Origin of the sequence: Gemella massiliensis (assembly GCF_900120125.1) — a bacterium.
Lineage (GTDB): Bacteria > Bacillota > Bacilli > Staphylococcales > Gemellaceae > Gemella > Gemella massiliensis.
This window is the reverse complement of record NZ_LT635544.1, coordinates 35,690-54,646: the sequence shown is the minus strand read 5'-3', so window position 1 is coordinate 54,646 and position 18,957 is coordinate 35,690. Positions and strand designations below refer to the sequence as shown.

17 protein-coding genes and 1 riboswitch are annotated in these 18,957 nt (G+C 29.8%); of the genes, 12 read left to right on the top strand and 5 right to left on the bottom strand.

Annotated elements, in window-relative coordinates; genetic code table 11:
- Positions 1-376: 376 nt before the first annotated feature.
- Both BQ7358_RS00310 and BQ7358_RS00305 read right to left on the bottom strand, forming a co-directional pair.
- Positions 377-1,990 carry an ABC transporter ATP-binding protein gene (locus BQ7358_RS00310; protein WP_062172155.1) on the bottom strand — a complete coding sequence of 538 codons (1,614 nt, stop codon included), beginning with the start codon at positions 1,988-1,990 and terminating at the stop codon, positions 377-379.
- Positions 1,990-3,711 carry an ABC transporter ATP-binding protein/permease gene (locus BQ7358_RS00305; RefSeq protein WP_062172153.1) on the bottom strand — a complete coding sequence of 574 codons (1,722 nt, stop codon included), beginning with the start codon at positions 3,709-3,711 and terminating at the stop codon, positions 1,990-1,992. The genes BQ7358_RS00310 and BQ7358_RS00305 overlap by 1 nt, the downstream gene beginning before the upstream one ends.
- A 324-nt stretch (positions 3,712-4,035) precedes the next feature.
- Here BQ7358_RS00305 and BQ7358_RS00300 point away from each other — a divergent pair, with 324 nt between their 5' ends.
- Complete coding sequence (locus BQ7358_RS00300) at positions 4,036-4,329, top strand: PspC domain-containing protein (RefSeq protein ID WP_062172151.1); 294 nt, start codon at positions 4,036-4,038, stop codon at positions 4,327-4,329.
- Positions 4,330-4,545: 216 nt separating this feature from the next.
- Here BQ7358_RS00300 and BQ7358_RS00295 read toward each other — a convergent pair whose 3' ends face one another.
- Both BQ7358_RS00295 and BQ7358_RS00290 read right to left on the bottom strand, forming a co-directional pair.
- Entirely contained in the window at positions 4,546-5,106 is a 561-nt protein-coding gene (locus BQ7358_RS00295; RefSeq protein ID WP_062172149.1) for an ECF transporter S component, read from the bottom strand.
- 148 nt (positions 5,107-5,254) lie between these two features.
- Positions 5,255-5,367: riboswitch (FMN riboswitch) on the bottom strand.
- 274 nt (positions 5,368-5,641) lie between these two features.
- On the bottom strand, positions 5,642-6,073 hold the full coding sequence (locus BQ7358_RS00290; RefSeq protein WP_062172147.1) for a Dps family protein: 432 nt from the start codon (positions 6,071-6,073) through the stop codon (positions 5,642-5,644).
- A 359-nt stretch (positions 6,074-6,432) separates the two neighbouring features.
- Between BQ7358_RS00290 and yidD the strand changes: the two genes are divergently transcribed.
- Positions 6,433-6,675, top strand: coding sequence for a membrane protein insertion efficiency factor YidD (gene yidD / locus BQ7358_RS00285; protein WP_021753478.1), 243 nt, complete (start codon positions 6,433-6,435; stop codon positions 6,673-6,675).
- 408 nt (positions 6,676-7,083) lie between these two features.
- Entirely contained in the window at positions 7,084-8,157 is a 1,074-nt protein-coding gene (gene hemH / locus BQ7358_RS00280) for a ferrochelatase (protein ID WP_234971548.1), read from the top strand.
- A 632-nt stretch (positions 8,158-8,789) separates the two neighbouring features.
- Here hemH and BQ7358_RS09095 read toward each other — a convergent pair.
- Complete coding sequence (locus BQ7358_RS09095) at positions 8,790-8,918, bottom strand: hypothetical protein (RefSeq protein WP_256386959.1); 129 nt, start codon at positions 8,916-8,918, stop codon at positions 8,790-8,792.
- Between the two features lie 715 nt (positions 8,919-9,633).
- On the opposite strand from BQ7358_RS09095, the gene BQ7358_RS00260 reads away from it, so the two are divergent.
- The 9 genes from BQ7358_RS00260 (at position 9,634) to BQ7358_RS00220 (ending at position 18,950) form a co-directional block, all read left to right on the top strand.
- Positions 9,634-10,152: a rhodanese-like domain-containing protein gene (locus tag BQ7358_RS00260; protein WP_062172144.1), complete on the top strand. Its 519-nt coding sequence runs from the start codon at positions 9,634-9,636 to the stop codon at positions 10,150-10,152.
- A gap of 457 nt (positions 10,153-10,609) precedes the next feature.
- On the top strand, positions 10,610-10,942 hold the full coding sequence (locus BQ7358_RS00255) for a PadR family transcriptional regulator (RefSeq protein ID WP_062172142.1): 333 nt from the start codon (positions 10,610-10,612) through the stop codon (positions 10,940-10,942).
- Positions 10,943-11,320: 378 nt separating this feature from the next.
- The gene (locus BQ7358_RS00250; RefSeq protein ID WP_062172140.1) at positions 11,321-12,226 is read left to right on the top strand and encodes an ABC transporter ATP-binding protein; all 906 of its coding nucleotides are present in this window, start codon (positions 11,321-11,323) and stop codon (positions 12,224-12,226) included.
- Position 12,227: 1 nt separating this feature from the next.
- Positions 12,228-13,427, top strand: a complete 1,200-nt coding sequence (locus tag BQ7358_RS00245) for an ABC transporter permease (RefSeq protein WP_072520088.1) — start codon at positions 12,228-12,230, stop codon at positions 13,425-13,427.
- Positions 13,428-13,783: 356 nt separating this feature from the next.
- Positions 13,784-14,977, top strand: coding sequence for a dicarboxylate/amino acid:cation symporter (locus BQ7358_RS00240; protein ID WP_062172136.1), 1,194 nt, complete (start codon positions 13,784-13,786; stop codon positions 14,975-14,977).
- A gap of 211 nt (positions 14,978-15,188) precedes the next feature.
- Positions 15,189-15,815, top strand: coding sequence for a superoxide dismutase (locus BQ7358_RS00235; RefSeq protein WP_072520087.1), 627 nt, complete (start codon positions 15,189-15,191; stop codon positions 15,813-15,815).
- A 174-nt stretch (positions 15,816-15,989) separates the two neighbouring features.
- Complete coding sequence (locus BQ7358_RS00230) at positions 15,990-17,087, top strand: metallophosphoesterase (RefSeq protein ID WP_106388760.1); 1,098 nt, start codon at positions 15,990-15,992, stop codon at positions 17,085-17,087.
- 190 nt (positions 17,088-17,277) lie between these two features.
- Complete coding sequence (locus tag BQ7358_RS00225; protein ID WP_062172132.1) at positions 17,278-18,033, top strand: DeoR/GlpR family DNA-binding transcription regulator; 756 nt, start codon at positions 17,278-17,280, stop codon at positions 18,031-18,033.
- Positions 18,033-18,950 carry a 1-phosphofructokinase family hexose kinase gene (locus BQ7358_RS00220; RefSeq protein WP_062172130.1) on the top strand — a complete coding sequence of 306 codons (918 nt, stop codon included), beginning with the start codon at positions 18,033-18,035 and terminating at the stop codon, positions 18,948-18,950. Before BQ7358_RS00225 ends, BQ7358_RS00220 begins: the two co-directional genes overlap by 1 nt.
- Positions 18,951-18,957: the final 7 nt, after the last annotated feature.

Below are 18,957 nucleotides of genomic sequence, written 5' to 3'. Positions count from 1 at the left end.
ATAATATAATATATATAAAATAAGATGTCAAATATTTTGAAAGGGAATTCATAAAAAATTATTAATAATATTAGATAGCGTTATTAGAAGCAACAGACAAATACATTGTGCTACAATAGAAAATATCTTCTAAATGTATTTTGTAGATAATTATAAAGTAAAATCAAATAATAAAAAAATAAATTTTCCAAGATTAACAAGGTAGAAAGTTATACATAATATCTTTAATATAAAAAATTGTTTTTTGAGTAAAATATATTATTTTATTTATAAAATAGGATAATAATTTTATTATTTAGAAAATTATTTTAGTTCCAACATTTTGAAAATAATTCAGAAAAAAGTACGAGCAATTTACATATTGCCCGTACTTCGGTTATTCTCCTAATTTTATTACTCTATCACAGATAGATAAAGTGCTTTTATTATGGGATATTATTATAGTGATTTTGTCATTTTTATCTTTTTCTAACGCTTTTAATACCTCGATTTCGCTAAATATATCGATATTTGCAGTAGCTTCATCTAAAATAAGTAGCTTGCTCTCATTGTAAAACGATCTGGCTACGGACAATCTTTGTTTTTGTCCTGAGCTTATATTAGCGCTACGCTCACTTATAGTTGTATCAGTTTTATTACGCAGGCTATCAACATGATTTTTTAGATTTGTATTTTTTAACGCTTTATCAATTAAATTTTTATTAATAGTTTTATCAAAAAAAGTAAGATTATTTTTAATAGAGGTGTTAAAAAGATAACTGTCTTGTAAAATAATAGATGAATGTTTTCTAAAATACGCATTATCAATATCTTGTACGTTAACACCATCAATAATAATATTACCGCCCATTTTACTATTGTCAATAAATTTCATAATAAGTTTTGCAATAGTTGATTTCCCACAACCGCTTGGGCCGCTAATACCGATAATTTCACCTTTATTAACTGTAAAGTTAATATCTTTAAATACAGTTTTATCATCATAATGATATGATAAGTTTTTAACAGTTAAGGTATTAAAAGGAACTTTTACACCGTCATTAACATTTTCTTCCGGTGTATTCATAAGTTCAAGAAATCTTTTACCGCTTGCCATAGTTTGACTAAGTGTTGAAGCTAAGTTACCCATATACAAAATCGGAATAAATGAAACTATAAACATTGCCGATAAGGTGATTATTATATTAGGGTTGTTTATGTGTTTAGTTGCAGCAAAAATAAATGCAAGAACTCCAAAATTATAAGTTACGATATTAAGTGCATTCAAATCAACAAGAAATTTATTTTTTAAATAAGCACTATATGTTAATTCCTCAGTTTCGCTGACTAAATCTTTTTTGGTTTCTCCTATTTTATCATATTGGACGGTTTCAAAAATACCATATGCTTCTTCTGATGAGTGGTTATTAACCTCTGCTAATTTCCTTCTATAACTATCGCCTACCGCCTGTCCTTTATTTTTAAATGTCAACGGGTAGATAAGTCCGATAATAATATAAATGACCAACGCCAATATACCTAGCGGTACGCTAAATATCATAACAAATATTGAAACAACACATGCTTGGACAATATATATCATAAATGGAGTGATAGTATGAGCGTAAAATACTTCAAGTAATTCGATGTCCGTTGTAATCATCGTCATATAATCACCCGAACTGTTTTGTGTGAAACTGTTGATGGATATTTTTTTGAATTTATCCATAACCTTAATACGCAATACATGTAGTACCTTAAACGCAACATAGTGGTTAAGCAGTTGTTCTATATAGCTGAATAATCCTTTCAGTATTGCTAATGCAAGGATTATAATAAAAAGTATAGCTGCTACAGTCGTAATTTTTGCAATAAAGAATAATGTAAGGAAGTAAGTGAAAATAACAAGTGTTAAATGTCCTAAACTCCCAAAGAGTGTTGCACGTAGTAGAGGGCGTTTAAACTCTTTTGTGATATTAAGCAATTGTTTTAATTCTTTTAATGATGTCATTACTCTCCCTCTTTAATTAAAAATTTTGTTTTTAATTCTTGTTGCTCGGTAAACAGTTTTTTGTAAAGTGTTTCGCTATTCATAAGGGATTTATGCGTGCCGGTTTCAGCCACTTTATGGTCGCGAAGTACATAAATATTGTCGGAATCTCTAAGAACATCAAGATCGTGAGAAATAACGATAATTATTTTATTTTCTTTTACGGCATTAAAAGCATCTAAGACAATACGTTTACTATAATCGTCAATATTTGATACAGCTTCATCCAAAATATAAATATAGCTGTCCTTTAATATAGCTTTAGCAGCGAGTAGGCGCTGTTTTTGTCCTCCGGATAGATTACCTGCACCGGCAGAAAGCGGATAATCAAGCCCGCCGTTATTTAGGACAAAATCTTTTAAATTCACCTGTTCCAAAGCGTGCCACATTTTATCTTCTGTAATATTTTTATTAACTGAAAGATGTTCGCGGATAGTTCCTTTTACAAGGTAGCTGTCATTGGTGATAAGTGTGAATAATTTCGAGATTTCTTTTGTAGGAACAGTATCAATATCGATATTATCGTAACGGATAGTTCCTGAATAATTCGAGTATAAACCTAATATTAATTTTATTAATGTAGATTTTCCGCTACCGCTTTCTCCGACAAGCGCTATTTTAGTGCTTGGTTTAAATATCATATTGATATTTTCTAATATCGCTTTATCATTGTATGCAAAACCTACATTAGTTAATGCAATATTTTTTCCGGGTTCAATGAAAAGGGAGTTATCTTTTTCCTGTTCAGGATAATCAAGCAGTTTATAAATATTTTCCAGTTCAACATTTCCTTTCATCGAAATATGGAATAGACCGCCTAAGGCACGAAGAGGTTTAAAACATTCCAAACTTGCTACAATAATAAAAATAATGTATTTATTGTCTTTTATTGTAAAGATTGCGATAATTGATAAAATAAAAATCGAAATATAAGTAATCGCATCCATAACATTAATAGAATTAAGTTGATGGCGAAGTAACTCCATTGTAGATTTTCTATAGCGAGAACTGCGAGTATCAACATCACGGGTAACATTATCTTCTTTTCCATAAATTTTCGCTGTTGTAAAGCCGGATAACCTATCATAAAAAACTTCAGATAAACTTAGGAAATCACTAAAATTTTTCTTATTAGTTTTTTTTGATTTTTTCACAATTACCATAATAGAAATAGGTATTAACGGATACAAAACAAGCATTGCAACAAATAACCAAATATTAATGCTGCCGTAAATGATAAATGAACTTAGAACGATAAATATAGTCGCAAACATCTGAGGAACAAATTTATTAAAATAAAATTCAATATTAACGATAGATGATGAGTTCATTACGAGTAGTTGACCGGTATTAACGGCGTTTGTGTAGTTAAGCGACAGCTTTTCAACCTTATTATAGATCTCCGAACGCAATGCGGTTCGTACTTTGCGTGAAATATTGTGGCTAAAATAATTATCGCCGGTAGTTGCCAAATAGTAGATAATTAAGCTGAGTACAGTACGCAGTGTAAATATTAGAATAAAATTATCGTCGTAGTTATTATTGAGTAGATAAAATAATAAATCGACAAAATTATAAACAAAGTATAATGAACACCAAAATGTGAGTAATTTGCATAAAGCAACGATATATACTTCCCTTTTTATATTAAAGAGTGCTAAAGCACGTTTATCGATTTTCATAGAAACTCCTTTCCGATGATAATAGTTATCACTTGTTGTAGCCTTAATTATACTATATAACTTCATTAAAGAAAATGAAAAATAAGAATGTTACGAAAAAATTCAAAAAGATAAAAAGATGACAAAAAATTATTATTTGACTTGTTTATTAACGGTGATATAATTAAATTATAAAATACGAAAACAAGACATATTGTTGAAATTTTTTATTTAACGAAAAAATTAATGATGTAAAAAACAGAAATTGTTAGATTTATTAGGGAGTTTAATGCACATTTTAAGTGTTGATGTTACAATCTTCAAAAGAATAGGAGTGGTAGATTTATGATTAATAATTTAAATAAATTGTGGGAAAGATTTTTAGGTTACTTGGAAGATAAAAAAATTTATAAAGAACCTAGTGGAGCGATGATTGCCGGAGTTTGCCAAGGACTATCCAATCGTTTCGGTATCAATATAACATTGTTGCGTGTTCTATGGCTTTGTGTCAGTTTAATTTCATTCGGTGGAGCGATAGTGGTATATATTATTTTAGCGATGACGCTTCCGACAAAGCCACGTAAAAATAATTATCAAAAATCTAATTATATTAACGGTAATGCTTGGGAGAAAAAATAGAATATAACGGAAAAGCACGTTGAAATAATGATAAAATAGTATAGAGAACTGTTTTGAAGTAATTGAAACAAATACCTATTTAACAGATAGGAAATACCAAAAAATAAAATTGGGTTTAAACAAAGGTAAAATGTAAAATCTCGTCGTGCGAGCGAGTAATCTTTGAATTATACCCGTAAAGAAAAAGCCACCCCTTAAAAAAGGGGTGGTAATTTTTTAAGCAAATCTTGTTTTAATACTCGCCGGTATAGACTTATAAACTCTTTTCGTAACAAAGAATAAGAAAGTAACCAACGAACCTTTTATAAGATTAAACGGAATAATCCCAACACTAACTATAGTTTTAATATTTTTTACAATGTCGCCTAAATTCATAATATAACCATAAGCCGGCAACAAAACGAAGTAGTTAAATAGAGCCATGAAAAGCGTAATTGCAATTGTTGCGACAATACCGCCTATTATAATTTTGAAAATACCTTTTTTATAAACCAGTATAATAATACTAAGGAAAATAAATTCTACCGCAATATTTGCCACAGCTCCTACCGGTTCATGAGAAACAAGTGCGAAGTGTAAGAAGTTTTTTAAAAGAGAAACTACCAACGCTTCCTTATAACCAAGAAGTAATATTGCCATAAATAATGGAATAAACGTAAAATCAAATTTTAGAAATGGTGGCAAAAACGGCACAGCAAAACTAAAAAAAGATAGAAGTAGAGCGATAACTGCAAGCATTCCGCTAAGAACCAGCGAATGAACATTTTTTTTATACATATTAAACCTCTTTCCTATCTTCATAGGCAAAAAAATAACCGTATTCTAAAATACGGGACTAAAGGTATGAAAATAATTTTATTAGAGAAAAGTACAACAAATATACGTACGCTAAAAAGAGTACCACTTCAAATCAAAAATTATTATTCTATATCTTCTATCATCCAGACTATACTGTCGGTTTTGGAATTTCACCAAATCAACTTTCGCTCGCGGACTTTAACCGCCGGTCGGGAATTACGCCCTGCCCCGAAGATAATTTATATTATTTTTATAGTTTCATTATACAACTATAAAAGTTAAATGTAAATAATTATGTTTTAAAAAATTTAATTAAGTTTCAACATAGATGATAAAATATTGAATATTGGTAGAATTTTTCTTGTATTATAATAATGTAATAACCCTTTTAATTTTGAAATTTTGTTGTAATAAAATATTATTTTTCAGTTAAGAATACAATTTATTATGTAAATTAAAAACCTAAACGATGATTTTATCAAAGTTCAGGTTAATAAAAAATTTTAAATAAATATTATGCTAAGTATGCTTTTAACATCCACACATTTTTTTCCAATTCTGTTTTTACCCCAAGTGCAAAGTCAGAAGTTCCTTGGTCTCCTTCGTTTTCTGCTACGCTCATTAGGTAGGTAAGATCATTGATTAATAATTCGAAATCTTTTAACACTTGAGCGACCATTTCTTGTGTTGTTTCTTTTTCTGTTGCTTCCTTAATAGTTGCCAATTCTAAAGAACCTTTTAATGTAGAAACCGGATGCCCGCCAATAGCTAGTAATCTTTCAGCTGCTTCGTCTAAAGTTTCAGTTACGTTATTATAGTAATTTTCAAATACTTGGTGAAGAGTATAGAACGAATGTCCTTTAACATACCAGTGAAAACTGTGTAATTTCGTGTATAATACTGTTAGATTTGCTACTAATTTATTTAATTCTTTTTTATGTGTCATATTTAAATCTCCTTTGTAAAATTTATATAGGTTATATATCAACATTTTGAAATTAAAAGCTGATTAAGAATGATTAATATTCTTAAAACCATAGTTCGATTATAACATCGTGAAAATTTGATGTAAAGAAAGACGGGTTTTGAAAAATAATGAGAATTATTATCGTATCTTTTGCCGGTGAAAAAACACTAAGTTAAAAATTTATAATGAAATTTAAAAAATAATTAACTTAAATAAAAACTTTTGGTAATTAACTGATTTAGAAAAGACAAAAAAACCAATAGACATTCAGCAAGAGTTTTGATTAGTTGAAATAATAATTGTCACTTGGTAGAATTAGTGTAGAAAAGAGGTGTACGATGGCAAAACTATGTATATTTTTAATTAATTTATATCGAAAACATTCTGCCCATACTCCAAGTACGTGTCGATTTTCTCCGACTTGTTCGGCGTATGCTTTGGAGAGTTATCAAAAATTCGGATTTTTTCTGGGAACATACTTAACTGTAAAAAGATTACTAAAGTGTCACCCACTTTATAAGGGTGATTATTTTGACAATGTACCTTTATTTAAAGAGGATATATTTAAGAAGAAAAAATAAAAAATATAAACGGGAGTGACTTGAAAATCTTGATTTCGTTAGAAATAGATTTTCAGTCGCTCCCGTCCAGTTTATTAGATTTTAGGGAAGCTCTTTAAAGCGAATTTCCAAACTGATGAACCCTTATGTTTAATTGCTAATAAGAAAATTCTATTAGAAATTTCAGTTTTGAATTCGTTTTAAGTTGTATCTATCAATACTAGGCGGAAATATATGGAATATTATTTTATAATTTTTATTTTGGTTATACCGCTTTTAAAAATGATATAATATCTTTAATAATTTTCTTCAACTCGAGTTTATTTTTTTTATAAAATATAAAATTTTGTTATCTTTTGTAACATTTTTTCGCTTTTTTAATTTATAAATGCTATAATGTAAATATAAAATAAAAATGAGGTTTTTAGTATGGTGAAAAAAGCAATTTTAGTTATGACATATGGTTCTCCTGCAGAATGTACTTTTGAGGGCATTGCGGAATTTTTTACAAATATTCGCCGTGGGGTTAGGCCAAGAGATGAAGAAATAAATATTTTATTAAACAATTATTTAAAAATTAATGGTTCTCCTTTGCAAGAAATTACTAAAAAAACTGTAGAATTATTTACAAAAAAAGTTTCAGATGAGTATCAAGTATATTTTGCAAATAAATTTTCTGCTCCGTTTATTCCGGATGCGATATGTCAAATGGAAAATGATAATATTGATGAGTGTATTTGTTTAATACTTGAACCGCATTATTCTTTTTATTCCATAATGGGGTATGAGAAGTTTATTAAAAGTGAAAAAATTAAATTTAATATTATTAAATCGTGGTATGATGAAGAAAAATTGATTAATTATTGGGCAACGGAGATTGGAAAAATAATTGAGAATAAGGTTAAAGGTGATAGTTATAAAGTTATTTTCTCAGCACACAGTGTACCGGAAATAGCTTTTAAATATAGTGATCCGTATATCGAACAAGTTTTTAATATGACAGATTTAATCGCAAATACCATTCGACTTGAACCGGAAAATTACGTTAATACTTGGCAGAGTGAAAGTGATATTGGTATGCCGTGGGTTAAACCTGATGTGTTGGAGTATTTAAAAGGACAAAGTTCTCATCCGGAACACTACATTTTTGTTCCGCTTAGTTTTGTCAGCGAGCATATAGAAGTATTGTTTGATAATGATGTAGAATGTAAAGACCTTTGTGAAGATTTTGGTGTTAATTATCACAGACCGCCGATGCCGAATTTTGATGAGCGTTTTATTGATATTTTGGTCAGTGTTGTTGAAAAAAATAAACATAACGAGTTTAGATTTTCAAATCCGGAGAAAAGTACCTTTGATGAGATGAATCCTGATAGTATGGAAGACAGTGTACCTGAAATGCCGGAGTTCGTTAAAGAACTTATCGCTAAAAAGGGTGGAAATGTGGAAATGCCGGAGTTTGTTAAACAGATGTTAGGGCGTACCGACAAATCTGCAAAATAGAGAAAAAGAGAGTGGAAAAGGATAGTTGATTTATCAGGAGGATACTCCTTGCGGCATAAACCGCAAAATAAGAAATGGAAGCCAAAAGAGAAATTAGAATTAATCTATTAAAAATATCCGGCTTATCTTTATACTTAGAATTAAAAAAAACAATGTTTTAAATATAAATCCTGTAATAAAAAGTTTATAGTTATTATACCGTTCGTAGATAAATGATGAGAACAATGTCACTTATGACAAATTTATATTTAATAGGGATTTTAGGGGTTTGGTAACAAGATGTGATATTTTAGATTACATATTTTAGTTGTTTCTAGGTGTAAAAAATTTTTATTTAAATAGTAATTAAAAAAATGCTAAACAATAGGGTGTTGCTTAGCATTTTATTCTTATTCTTTCGTTCTTCGTATTTGCTAATGAAGAAAATTTAATTGTATCTGTTTATTTAATTTTTTTATTCTTGTTCCTAATTTCTTCCAAAGTATGCCAATTTTCTGCGTTGTCATTCTTATTAAGTTCTAATATTTTCTTGAAAATAGATATAATCAAATCTACTCTACTTACCCAAATCCGTGTAATAAAAAACCATATAATACAAATGACTAAAAAGATTAAAAAATATGTTAGCCACCTCATAGCTTATTTACCAGAAATTTTTTTGAAAATGTATCAAATTTGTCATATTCTTCCGGTTGGTATACATAAGCAAGAAATTTTTCATCATTTCCTGCCAAAGTTGCAAATTGAGTATATCCTGCCATCAATCCGCCTTGATGATAAATGGTATACATACCTATAGCAATTTTTGCTTTTTTAATATTGTCTTTTCTAAAAATTTCAGCTTCACTGCATCCCTCAAGTACCGGAGTTGTTTACAAGAGAGCTATGCTCAATAATTAAACTTGTATATGTGTATGTGGTTTTACGCGCCAAAATATAATCACTATTTTTATATTTAAATTATACTCATAAACAATATCATAGGAGTCTCCGTCCTCCATAACCCTATTAAATAATTCTCTTAATCTGCTCTTGTTTGCGTCGGATTTTTAAGTATCCCATTCTTTCTTCTTTCCAAACCAGCCCATAATATATTCCTCCTGTGTAATTGTAATTTTACTCCATAAGATTATAATATATAAAAAATGAAGCGAGTTTTTATAAATTAATTATATTATTTTAAAAGTAAATTTTATAATATAAAGGTGTAAAAATTAGTTTAAGATAATAAAAATCCCCTTAATATTTTTTAGGCAACTAATTTAATTTTATAATCTTCATTTAATTTTATTTATAGTTTATGCTTGTATTAATTAGGTGAAATAGCGATCAAAGTTTGAATTACGGCGTGAAGTTATAAAAAATTTTTTTCTTTAACTATTAACCTTATTTATAGTTGTTATACATCATTATTTTTACTTTGTTTTTATGTTATAATTGTAGTGTAACTATATAAATATAAAGGAGATATATTATATGAAAAAATTTAAAAAAATCAGCACCGGAATAATGGGGTATCTTTTAGCAGTTACTATTGCGGGATGCAGTAGTGGGGACGGACTTAATCGTTCGGCAAAAGACGGTAAAGAAAATGCTGTAGAAAAATCTGCGATTAGGTTGGTAAACGCAACTAAAGAGGGAGATTATAATCTTATCAGTACAGATGAATTAAAAAAAGCGATTGATTCTAACGAAGATATACTTTTGATTGATACAATTCCTGCAGAGCGATTTGCTGAAACTAAAATTAAAGGAGCGGTTAATGCTGGGCTTCCTAAAGAGATGAAGGATTTAAAACAAGAAGAAAAAGATAATTTCTTGAAAATTTTAGGAGATAATAAAGATAAAAAGATTATTCTTTATTGCGGATTTACATCATGTGAAAGATCTCATGTCGGTGCTGTGCTTGCCAGACAAGCAGGATATAAAAATGTTTATAGATACCCCGGAGGTATTGCGGCGTGGTTAGATGCAGGGAATAAAGTTGATAAGTAAAACTCTTTGGTAATGATTTTATAAGGTGACTTTAAAATTGAGGTTTAGAAGAAATCTATTTTGTAAAGCTGGCTTTGGAGATTATTAGGTATTTAGAAGTTTTTGTTAAGTAGATTTGGACAACGGTTAAATCAATTATAGACATCTTTATAAAGTTGTTGGTTTAAGACAAGTCCACGAGAAAAAATAATTGATAAATTTTGTATTAAGTTTAATATGGAACATGAAAAAATTCAGGTTCCATATTTTATTATGCAATCATTTATTAATAAATTCATTGCAGGGTTTATGATTAAGAAATTACAGAGATATAAGAATGTTTTAAACAACAATTATTTTAATTTGAATTTTTCTTGACATATATTCATAATGGATATACAATAATATCAATGATGGGTATATCTATTATGGATATTATGGATATAGATAATCTCTAATTAGCGAAAGGAGTGTAGTAATGGCAAAGTTAAGCCCCTATGAAACAGGAGAGTTAACTGATAGCATCTTCTTTACGTTATTGGTGTTAACTGAACCGATTCATGGGTATATGATTATGCAACGGGTGAACGAGTTAACGCAAGGTAAAGTTATTATAGGTCCTGCTACAATGTATACAACACTTGCAAAAATGGTTGCTGCTGGGTGGATTGTCGAACAAGAGGTTGATAATTCGAAAAAAGAATATTACATAACAACTAAAGGACGTGAAATTTTAAATAATAACTATAAACAACGTGTATTTCTGCTTAGTGTAGCAGAAAAAATATTAGGAGGTGCGAACAATGAGTAAAAGGAAGTGGTTGGTTAATTTTTCTTGGAGTAATAAACATTGTATTCGTAGACCGGAATATATGAGTAGCCTAGGATGGCATTTTAATTGTTTGGGCATTTTATTATAGCTAACTTATATATGGATATATTATATATAATAGCCGCCTTACGCAGTGGTATATTTGAGTTTGGTGTAGGAGGTCTATGTATTTTTATTCCAAAGTATATTAGATTGAAAAAAGAATTAAGTGGCGAGTAATTAAAATTATTATGAGCTGATAATAAAAAATTTTACACGCTATATATGTACTTTGTTTAAAATAGATTTTTAAGTTGTATATTAAAAAGTTTTAAGAAAACTATTGAATAGAATAAAAAATGAAGAGGAGTTACGAATATGATTTTGGAATTTAGAAATATAGAAAAAAAATTTGGTGATAAAAAAGTCCTTAAAGGAGTAAATTTCACCGCTAAAAGTGGTGTTGCAAACGGATATTTAGGGAGAAACGGTAGTGGTAAAACGACGAGTTTTCGAATATTGTTAAATATATTCAAGGCTGATAAAGGAGAAATTTTAATTGACGGTAAACCTATTAATCATAATGACATAAAAATAGGATATCTTCCGGAAGAGCGTGGTATGTATGACGGCATCGGTTTAGTAGACCAATTAGCGTATTTCGGAATGTTAAAAGGGATGACAAAATCGGCAGCAAAAACCGAAGCGAAACGTTGGTTAGATTTTTTTGAATTGGAGGATAATAAAAAAGCGTTAAAAACTTTGTCAAAAGGTAATGCCCAAAAGGTACAAATTATTCAGAGTGTTATTAATAATCCGGATATTTTAGTTTTTGATGAACCTTTTAGCGGACTTGATCCTGTTAACGTCGGAAAATTGAAAGAAATTATTACAAACTTTATAAAAAAAGATAAACTCGTTATTTTTTCTTCACATCAAATGCCGGTCGTTGAAACTTTCTGTGAAGATATTAATATATTGGAAAAAGGAAAAATAGTTTTGAGCGGTAACTTAGATTACATAAAAAAACAACTTGGGCATGGTAAAATGCTGTTAAGTGTCAGCGATATTCAAGCAGAAGAATTACTTGCTAATCTTAAAACTATTCCGCTCGGGATTGATTATTCATTGAACAACGATATGGTTCTCCTTGATTTTAAAGAAGAAGAAGCTAAGAAAAAACTTTTTTATAAGTTGTCACAAAGTAATTTTAATGTTGAAGAGTTAAAACTTTATAAACCATCTTTAGAAGAGATTTTTGTAGAAAGTATCGGGGGTAAGTAAGATGAAGAATTTCAGTACGGTTTTTAATTTCGAATTTAAACAGTTTTTCGCAAAAACTTCAAACAAGGTTATTCTTTTTGTTTATCTTATAATTGCTATTGGAATAACTTTTGTTCCATCTATAATGAGCAGCAGTATTTTTAAAGGTGAAGATAATTCAAGTTTTCAACGTAGTGCCTATGTCATAAAAGATGTGACCGTTTCAACGGATAATTTAAAAGAGGCGAAAAAATATGACAGTAAGGAAGCGGTTGAAAAGGATATTAAAGAAGATAAACTGGATGAAGCGATTGTTTTAACTAAAGACAGTTATGAATATATTTCTAAAAAAAGTATTTTTGGTAACTCATCTTCTGAATTTTCTAATGCTTTTAATCAAAATATAGAGCGTTTAGTCTATTCTCAAAACGGCTTGGATTTAACTAAGATTAATGAAGTTAAAGCCAGTGTACCGCAACCTAAGATTATAAATGTAAGTTCGACGGATAACCAAGAAAGACAAGCTGTTAATACGGTAGTTGTTTATGTGCTAACATTTATTATTTATATGACAGTTATTCAATTCGGTAGTGTTGTTGCTTTAAATGTTGTTAAGGAAAAAAGCAATCGTGCCATGGAGCTTTTAGTAATTACTGTAAATCCGATAACCCTTATTTTAGGGAAAGTTCTTGCACTTTCTATCGGAGTTTTAATTCAAATGGGAGTTATTATAGGTGGACTTGTGGTAGGTATAAAGTTAAATTTATCAAATTATAGTGATAAGTTAAAATTTGTTGTTGAAAACTTAGATTACAAAGTTGTCGGCGTTGGATTGCTGTTTACTTTAACGGGATTTGTAATGTTTATGTTCTTGTATGCGGCATTCGCTTCGTTAGTTAGTAAGGTGGAAGATGTTAACGGAGCTATAACAATACCTATGATATTATTTATCGCAGCATTTTTTATTAATTTTTATTTGATGGGTTCAAGTGCTAATACAAAATTATCAGAAATATTATCGTATTTTCCATTAACTTCATATTTTGGAATGGTTACTCGTTATGCACTGACTGATGTAAGTTATTCTAGTTTATGGTTATCATATGGAATATTAGCTTTAACAACTTTTGTTTGTGCTTTGGGTAGTGTTAAAGTTTATCGCTTGGCAACATTAAGATACGGGCAAAAATTAAACTTTTTTAAACTATTGCTAGGTAAATAAAAGTATATATTTATATACAAAATATTATTTTTTGCTGATTTTATAGTGGTGTAGCAACCTTAAGAACTAACTGCTACGCAGTTTTCTTAAGCTTCACCTGAGCTTATAATCTCAGGTGAAGCCAGTATTCCACCACTAAGAACAGCAACGAACTTAATAGCAATCAAATGGGTGATAATGAAATAAATTTTTAATAATATAATAATAATTTTGTGTTGTTTATTATTTATTATTTACAAAATTTGTAGAATATTGGCTTATTTTAGAGATTATTTCCTTTACAAAGTCGAAAAATTCTTGTATAATACACATATGTCTTTTTAGAAAATACAATAAATTGTAAAGGAGATTTGTATATGAGTATTTATAAAAGAATTCCATTGCTCGTTAAATTAATAGCAGCTATAGCACTAGGTATTATTTTAGGGGGTATTTTACCAACATCTATTATCCGAGTATTCGTGACATTTTCATCAATATTTAGTTCATTTTTAGGGTTTACTATTCCACTAATTATCGTCGGATTTATTGTCCCGGGGATTAGTCAAGTATCAAATAACGCCGGAAAACTTCTGGGACTTTCAACCGGAGTGGCTTATATTTCTACTTTGATAGCGGGAACGTTCGCTTTTATCGTGGCTAAACTGGTTCTTCCGGGCATATTGGCTAATGCAACCCTACAAACATTTCAAAATCCGGAAGAGCTAATGCTTAAAGGTTATATCGAATTTAAAATGAACCCTATTTTTGATGTAACAACAGCACTTATTATTTCGTTTGTTTTAGGAATAGGCATTTCTGCTGTAAAATCAGAAGGTTTAAAACAAGGATTTAATGATTTTGGCGAGATTATTGAAAAATTACTTTCAGTTGTAATTATTCCGTTACTTCCATTGTATATCCTAGGGGTATTTATGAATATTACCGCTTCAGGTGAAGTATTTAAAATTTTAAAAATCTTTATTTTTGTTTTTGCGGTGATTTTAGTCTTACATATTATCATTATTCTTGCTCAATATACTCTTGCCGGAACCGTAAATGGACGTAATCCGTTTAAAATGCTGGCAAACATCATTCCGGCTTATATGACAGCCGTAGGAACTCAGTCATCAGCAGCAACTATTCCGGTAACACTTCGCAGCACTAAAAATATGGGAGTAGATAAAAATATTGCTAATTTTACAATTCCCTTATTTGCTACTATTCATTTATCAGGAAGCACAATCACATTAACCACTTGTGCAACAGCTGTTTACTGGCTACAACACGGTGCAATATTCCCGACAACAGCAGTAATGATTAAATTTATTATTCTTCTCGGAGTAACAATGGTAGCCGCTCCCGGTGTCCCCGGCGGTGCAGTTATGGCAGCTCTTGGTTTATTGCAATCAGTTTTAGGTTTTAATGAGATTATGTTATCATTAATGATTGCTTTATATATTACTCAAGACAGTTTTGGAACAGCTTGTAATATTTCAGGTGACGGTGCATTATCTGCAATAGTGGATAAATTAAATCAGATATTATTTAAAAAGAAAAAAACAACTTAAAATATAAAATCAAAATAACAAAAATAAAGAACTATATGTATCTCAAAAATCTTAATTTTATTGGAAGTTGATTTTGGTCAAGTAGCTTTCTATAATTTAAAATACTTTTTCCAATAACGTGAAAAAAATATTTATTAAGCAAGTTTGTTGTTAAATTTTAAGTTTTTTCTTATAATTAAACTATAAATGTTTACCTTAGGAGGATTTTAAAATGACATTCAAATTACCAGAATTACCTTATGGATTTGATTTTTTAGAACCGGTTATCGATGCTAAAACTATGGAAATTCATCACGATAAACACCATGCTACATATGTTAATAACTTAAATGCGGCATTAGAAAAACACCCTGAATTCGAAGCGAAGTGTGTTTGTGGTTTACTTCGTAACATAGAAAAAGTTCCAACCGACATTCGTCAAGCTGTAATAAATAATGGCGGCGGACATCACAATCACTCACTATTTTGGAAATCTTTAACTAAAGTAGACAGCTCAGAATTTTCAGGATTAATTAAAGAAAAAGTTGATGCTGAATTAGGTGGATATGAAGAATTTGTAAAAAGTTTTTCTACTGCTGCAGCTACAAGATTTGGTAGTGGTTGGGCATGGTTGGTACTGAATAAAGAAGGAAAACTAGCAGTAACTTCAACAGCTAATCAAGACAGCCCATATTTGAGCGGTTTATACCCATTATTATGTCTTGATGTATGGGAGCATGCTTACTATTTAAACTACCAAAATCGCCGTCCGGATTACATTAGAGAGTTTTTCCGCATCGTAAATTGGGACTATGTAAATGAACGTTTAACAAAAGGTTTAGAATATTTTAAAAAATAATTATTTATAGAAGGAGAGTTGGAAAACAATTTTTAACTCTCCCTCTATTAAATTTAATAAAAATTTTTTAACTTTATTTTAACATCTTATTTTATACTATTAGTTACTTTAGGAGTAGGGCAACCTAACTCCTAATTTTTATTAGAAAAGTAAGTTAAGTTTGGAGGATTTTTTATGTTGGGTAATTGGAAAACATTCGCCGTATTTATAGGGGTTGCTGTTTTTTATGAATTTTTGATACTTCTTCTCTGGTTTGGTTTAAAATGGATGATAACTCCATATACAACGCAAAAAGTTAGACTTTGGCTTTGTATAATATTGTTTATAGTTGCCGATTTTTCAATATTAAGTTATATACTGAGACTTGGTGCACCTATTGTAAATTATGGAAATATTTGGTTTTTCTATTTCAGTAACGGCTTTGTGGCTTTAGTTGTTTTGACTATTTTATACCGGATACTAAAATTATTTAAAATAAGTTTATCACAAGGCATAAGTTTAACACTTACAGGTATATTTTTACTAAATATGACTGCACTGGGATTATTTTGGGCATATTCACCGACAGTAAAAAATCAAACTGTAAAAGTTAATAAACACCTTGAAAAACCACTTAAAATCGCTATGGTAGCCGATTTACATCTCGGAACCTTCTTCGGTAACAATCAACTTGAAAAGTTAAACACAATAATAGAAAACCAAAAACCTGATGTTGTTATTATTGCCGGGGATATAATGGATGATGATATGGTTATGTACAAAAAACTTAACATGGGAAAAACTCTTAGCAAACTTCACGCTCCCCTCGGTGTTTATACTGTAATGGGAAATCACGATCATAACACGGAAGATATTATTAATGAAATTTCTAAAACAGGGATAAAAACTCTTGCGGATGAAACCGTAAAATTAACCGACGATATAACACTCGTCGGGCGTAAAGATAGAAGTGTTAGTAGAGATAGATTAACGACTATGGATTTATTAAAAAATGTTGATACCGATAAGACTACAATTTTAATAGATCATCAACCGAATGCCGTAGAAACACACAGTTTATTACCGATTGACGTACAATTATCCGGACATACTCACCGTGGTCAAATTTGGCCGTTTAATTATATAACAGATAAGGTCTATGTTTTAGATCATGGCTATAAAAAAATCAATAATAAACACTTCTTTACTACAAGCGGTTACGGTTTCTGGGGTCCACCATTCAAAACAACCGCTCGCTCGGAAGTTTGGATAATAAATTTAGAAGGGAAGTAAAGTTAAACTTACTAAAATATTAATTCACTGCATAATAAAACGCTCCTCATAATGAAAAACATTCAAGTAAAACAAAACAAACACTCAAAAACAATCTATAAAATGACTGTTTTTGAGTGTTTTTACTTGAAAAAGATTGTACAACTGTATTACATTAGATATAATAAAAGAAGAATAAGGAGATTAGTTGATGAGAAACGAAAGGCACAATAAAATATTAGAGTTATTAGAAAAAAACGGTTTTGTTACTCTTCAAGAATTAATAGAAAAACTCGGGGTGTCAGAGGCAACCGTTCGTCGTGATTTGACCTTGCTTGAAGAAAAAAATCTACTTTACAGAACTCATGGCGGTGCATCTAAAAAAACATCAGCACGCGGTTTAGAAGAAAGTGTTATTATTAAACGTTCAGAAAATATTAAAGATAAAAAAGAAGTTGCAAGATATATAGCAAACAATATTATAGAATCCGGTCAAACAATTTATCTTGATGCCGGGACTTCAACATTTGAAATAATTGATTTTCTTCGTGATAAAAGAATTACCGTTGTAACTAATTCAAGTTATCACTTAGCAAGATTAATACACAACAAAATCCACACTATTATTTTAGGTGGAACAATTAAACACTCAACACAAGCTGTAATCGGTCATTCCGCAATAAAACAACTTGAAAATTACAGTTTTGATATGTGTTTTGTCGGTTGTAACGGTGTAGATGCGAAGTTCGGGCTTACTACCGCCGAAGAGAGTGAAGCATTTATTAAACAAATAGCCCTAAAAAATAGTAAAAGAAAATTCATCTTGGCTGATAAAACAAAATTTGGGCATAGAAAATTTCAAAAATTTGCAGATTTAAAAGATGTAACGATAATATCATATTCCGTTCCGGAAGAATTTAAAATATATGACAACATAATAGAAGTAAAAACAAAGGAGGATAAATAGTGTATTATACAATAACTCTTAATCCGGCTGTCGATATGCTAGTTAGTGCTGAAAATTTCGAACTTGGAAAACTTAACAGAACAAAAGAAGCGCAATATGTAGTCGGCGGCAAAGGAATTAATATTTCAATGTTATTAAATAATGTTAATGTAGAAACTAAGGCACTTGGTTTTGTGGCAGGTTTTACAGGTTATTTTATAAAATCAGAACTAGATAAGCTAGGTATTCATTATGATTTTGTAGAAACTGCCGGAGTAACAAGAATCAATATGAAACTTAAAACCGAAACCGAAACTGAAATAAATGGACAAAGTAGTGCTGTAAATAATAAAAATATCGTAGAATTTTTTACGAAATTGGAAAATCTAACAGACAATGATGTCGTTTTTCTATCAGGAAATGTTATTAGCGGTATGAATATTGAAAATTTTAAACGTATTGCTAAAACTATTTCACAAAAAGGTGCCTTACTCGTTGTTGACAGTAATAAAGATCTGGTATTGGAAACATTACAATATAAACCGTTTGTAGTAAAACCGAATGAATTTGAACTGGGAGAAATGTTCGGAGTAAAAATTATCAACGAAAAAGATATTTTGACTTATGCAACGAAATTAAAAGACCACGGAGCAAAAAATGTCCTTGTTTCACGTGGAGCAAAAGGAGCAATACTTCTTACAGAAAACAATGAAGTTTATTCGGTTAATGTAGCTAAAGGAGATATTATTTCAACGGTGGCAGCAGGTGATAGTATGCTTGCTATGTTTGTTGCTATGTATAATAAAACAAAAAATTATGAAATAGCGTTAAAATATGCCTCTGCGGCAGGGGGTGCTACGTCATTTTCGGTCGGTGTCGGCAGTAAAGAATTAATTGAAACGGTAGTAGAACAAATAAATGTTAAAAAAATAAAATAAGTTATAA

Coding starts and splice junctions, on each gene's coding strand:
- BQ7358_RS00310 (WP_062172155.1), bottom strand. CDS start 1,990: ATGACATCATTAAAAGAATTAAAACAATTGCTTAATATCACAAAAGAG.
- BQ7358_RS00305 (WP_062172153.1), bottom strand. CDS start 3,711: ATGAAAATCGATAAACGTGCTTTAGCACTCTTTAATATAAAAAGGGAA.
- BQ7358_RS00300 (WP_062172151.1), top strand. CDS start 4,036: ATGATTAATAATTTAAATAAATTGTGGGAAAGATTTTTAGGTTACTTG.
- BQ7358_RS00295 (WP_062172149.1), bottom strand. CDS start 5,106: ATGTATAAAAAAAATGTTCATTCGCTGGTTCTTAGCGGAATGCTTGCA.
- BQ7358_RS00290 (WP_062172147.1), bottom strand. CDS start 6,073: ATGACACATAAAAAAGAATTAAATAAATTAGTAGCAAATCTAACAGTA.
- yidD (WP_021753478.1), top strand. CDS start 6,433: ATGGCAAAACTATGTATATTTTTAATTAATTTATATCGAAAACATTCT.
- hemH (WP_234971548.1), top strand. CDS start 7,084: ATGGTGAAAAAAGCAATTTTAGTTATGACATATGGTTCTCCTGCAGAA.
- BQ7358_RS09095 (WP_256386959.1), bottom strand. CDS start 8,918: ATGGCAGGATATACTCAATTTGCAACTTTGGCAGGAAATGATGAAAAA.
- BQ7358_RS00260 (WP_062172144.1), top strand. CDS start 9,634: ATGAAAAAATTTAAAAAAATCAGCACCGGAATAATGGGGTATCTTTTA.
- BQ7358_RS00255 (WP_062172142.1), top strand. CDS start 10,610: ATGGCAAAGTTAAGCCCCTATGAAACAGGAGAGTTAACTGATAGCATC.
- BQ7358_RS00250 (WP_062172140.1), top strand. CDS start 11,321: ATGATTTTGGAATTTAGAAATATAGAAAAAAAATTTGGTGATAAAAAA.
- BQ7358_RS00245 (WP_072520088.1), top strand. CDS start 12,228: ATGAAGAATTTCAGTACGGTTTTTAATTTCGAATTTAAACAGTTTTTC.
- BQ7358_RS00240 (WP_062172136.1), top strand. CDS start 13,784: ATGAGTATTTATAAAAGAATTCCATTGCTCGTTAAATTAATAGCAGCT.
- BQ7358_RS00235 (WP_072520087.1), top strand. CDS start 15,189: ATGACATTCAAATTACCAGAATTACCTTATGGATTTGATTTTTTAGAA.
- BQ7358_RS00230 (WP_106388760.1), top strand. CDS start 15,990: ATGTTGGGTAATTGGAAAACATTCGCCGTATTTATAGGGGTTGCTGTT.
- BQ7358_RS00225 (WP_062172132.1), top strand. CDS start 17,278: ATGAGAAACGAAAGGCACAATAAAATATTAGAGTTATTAGAAAAAAAC.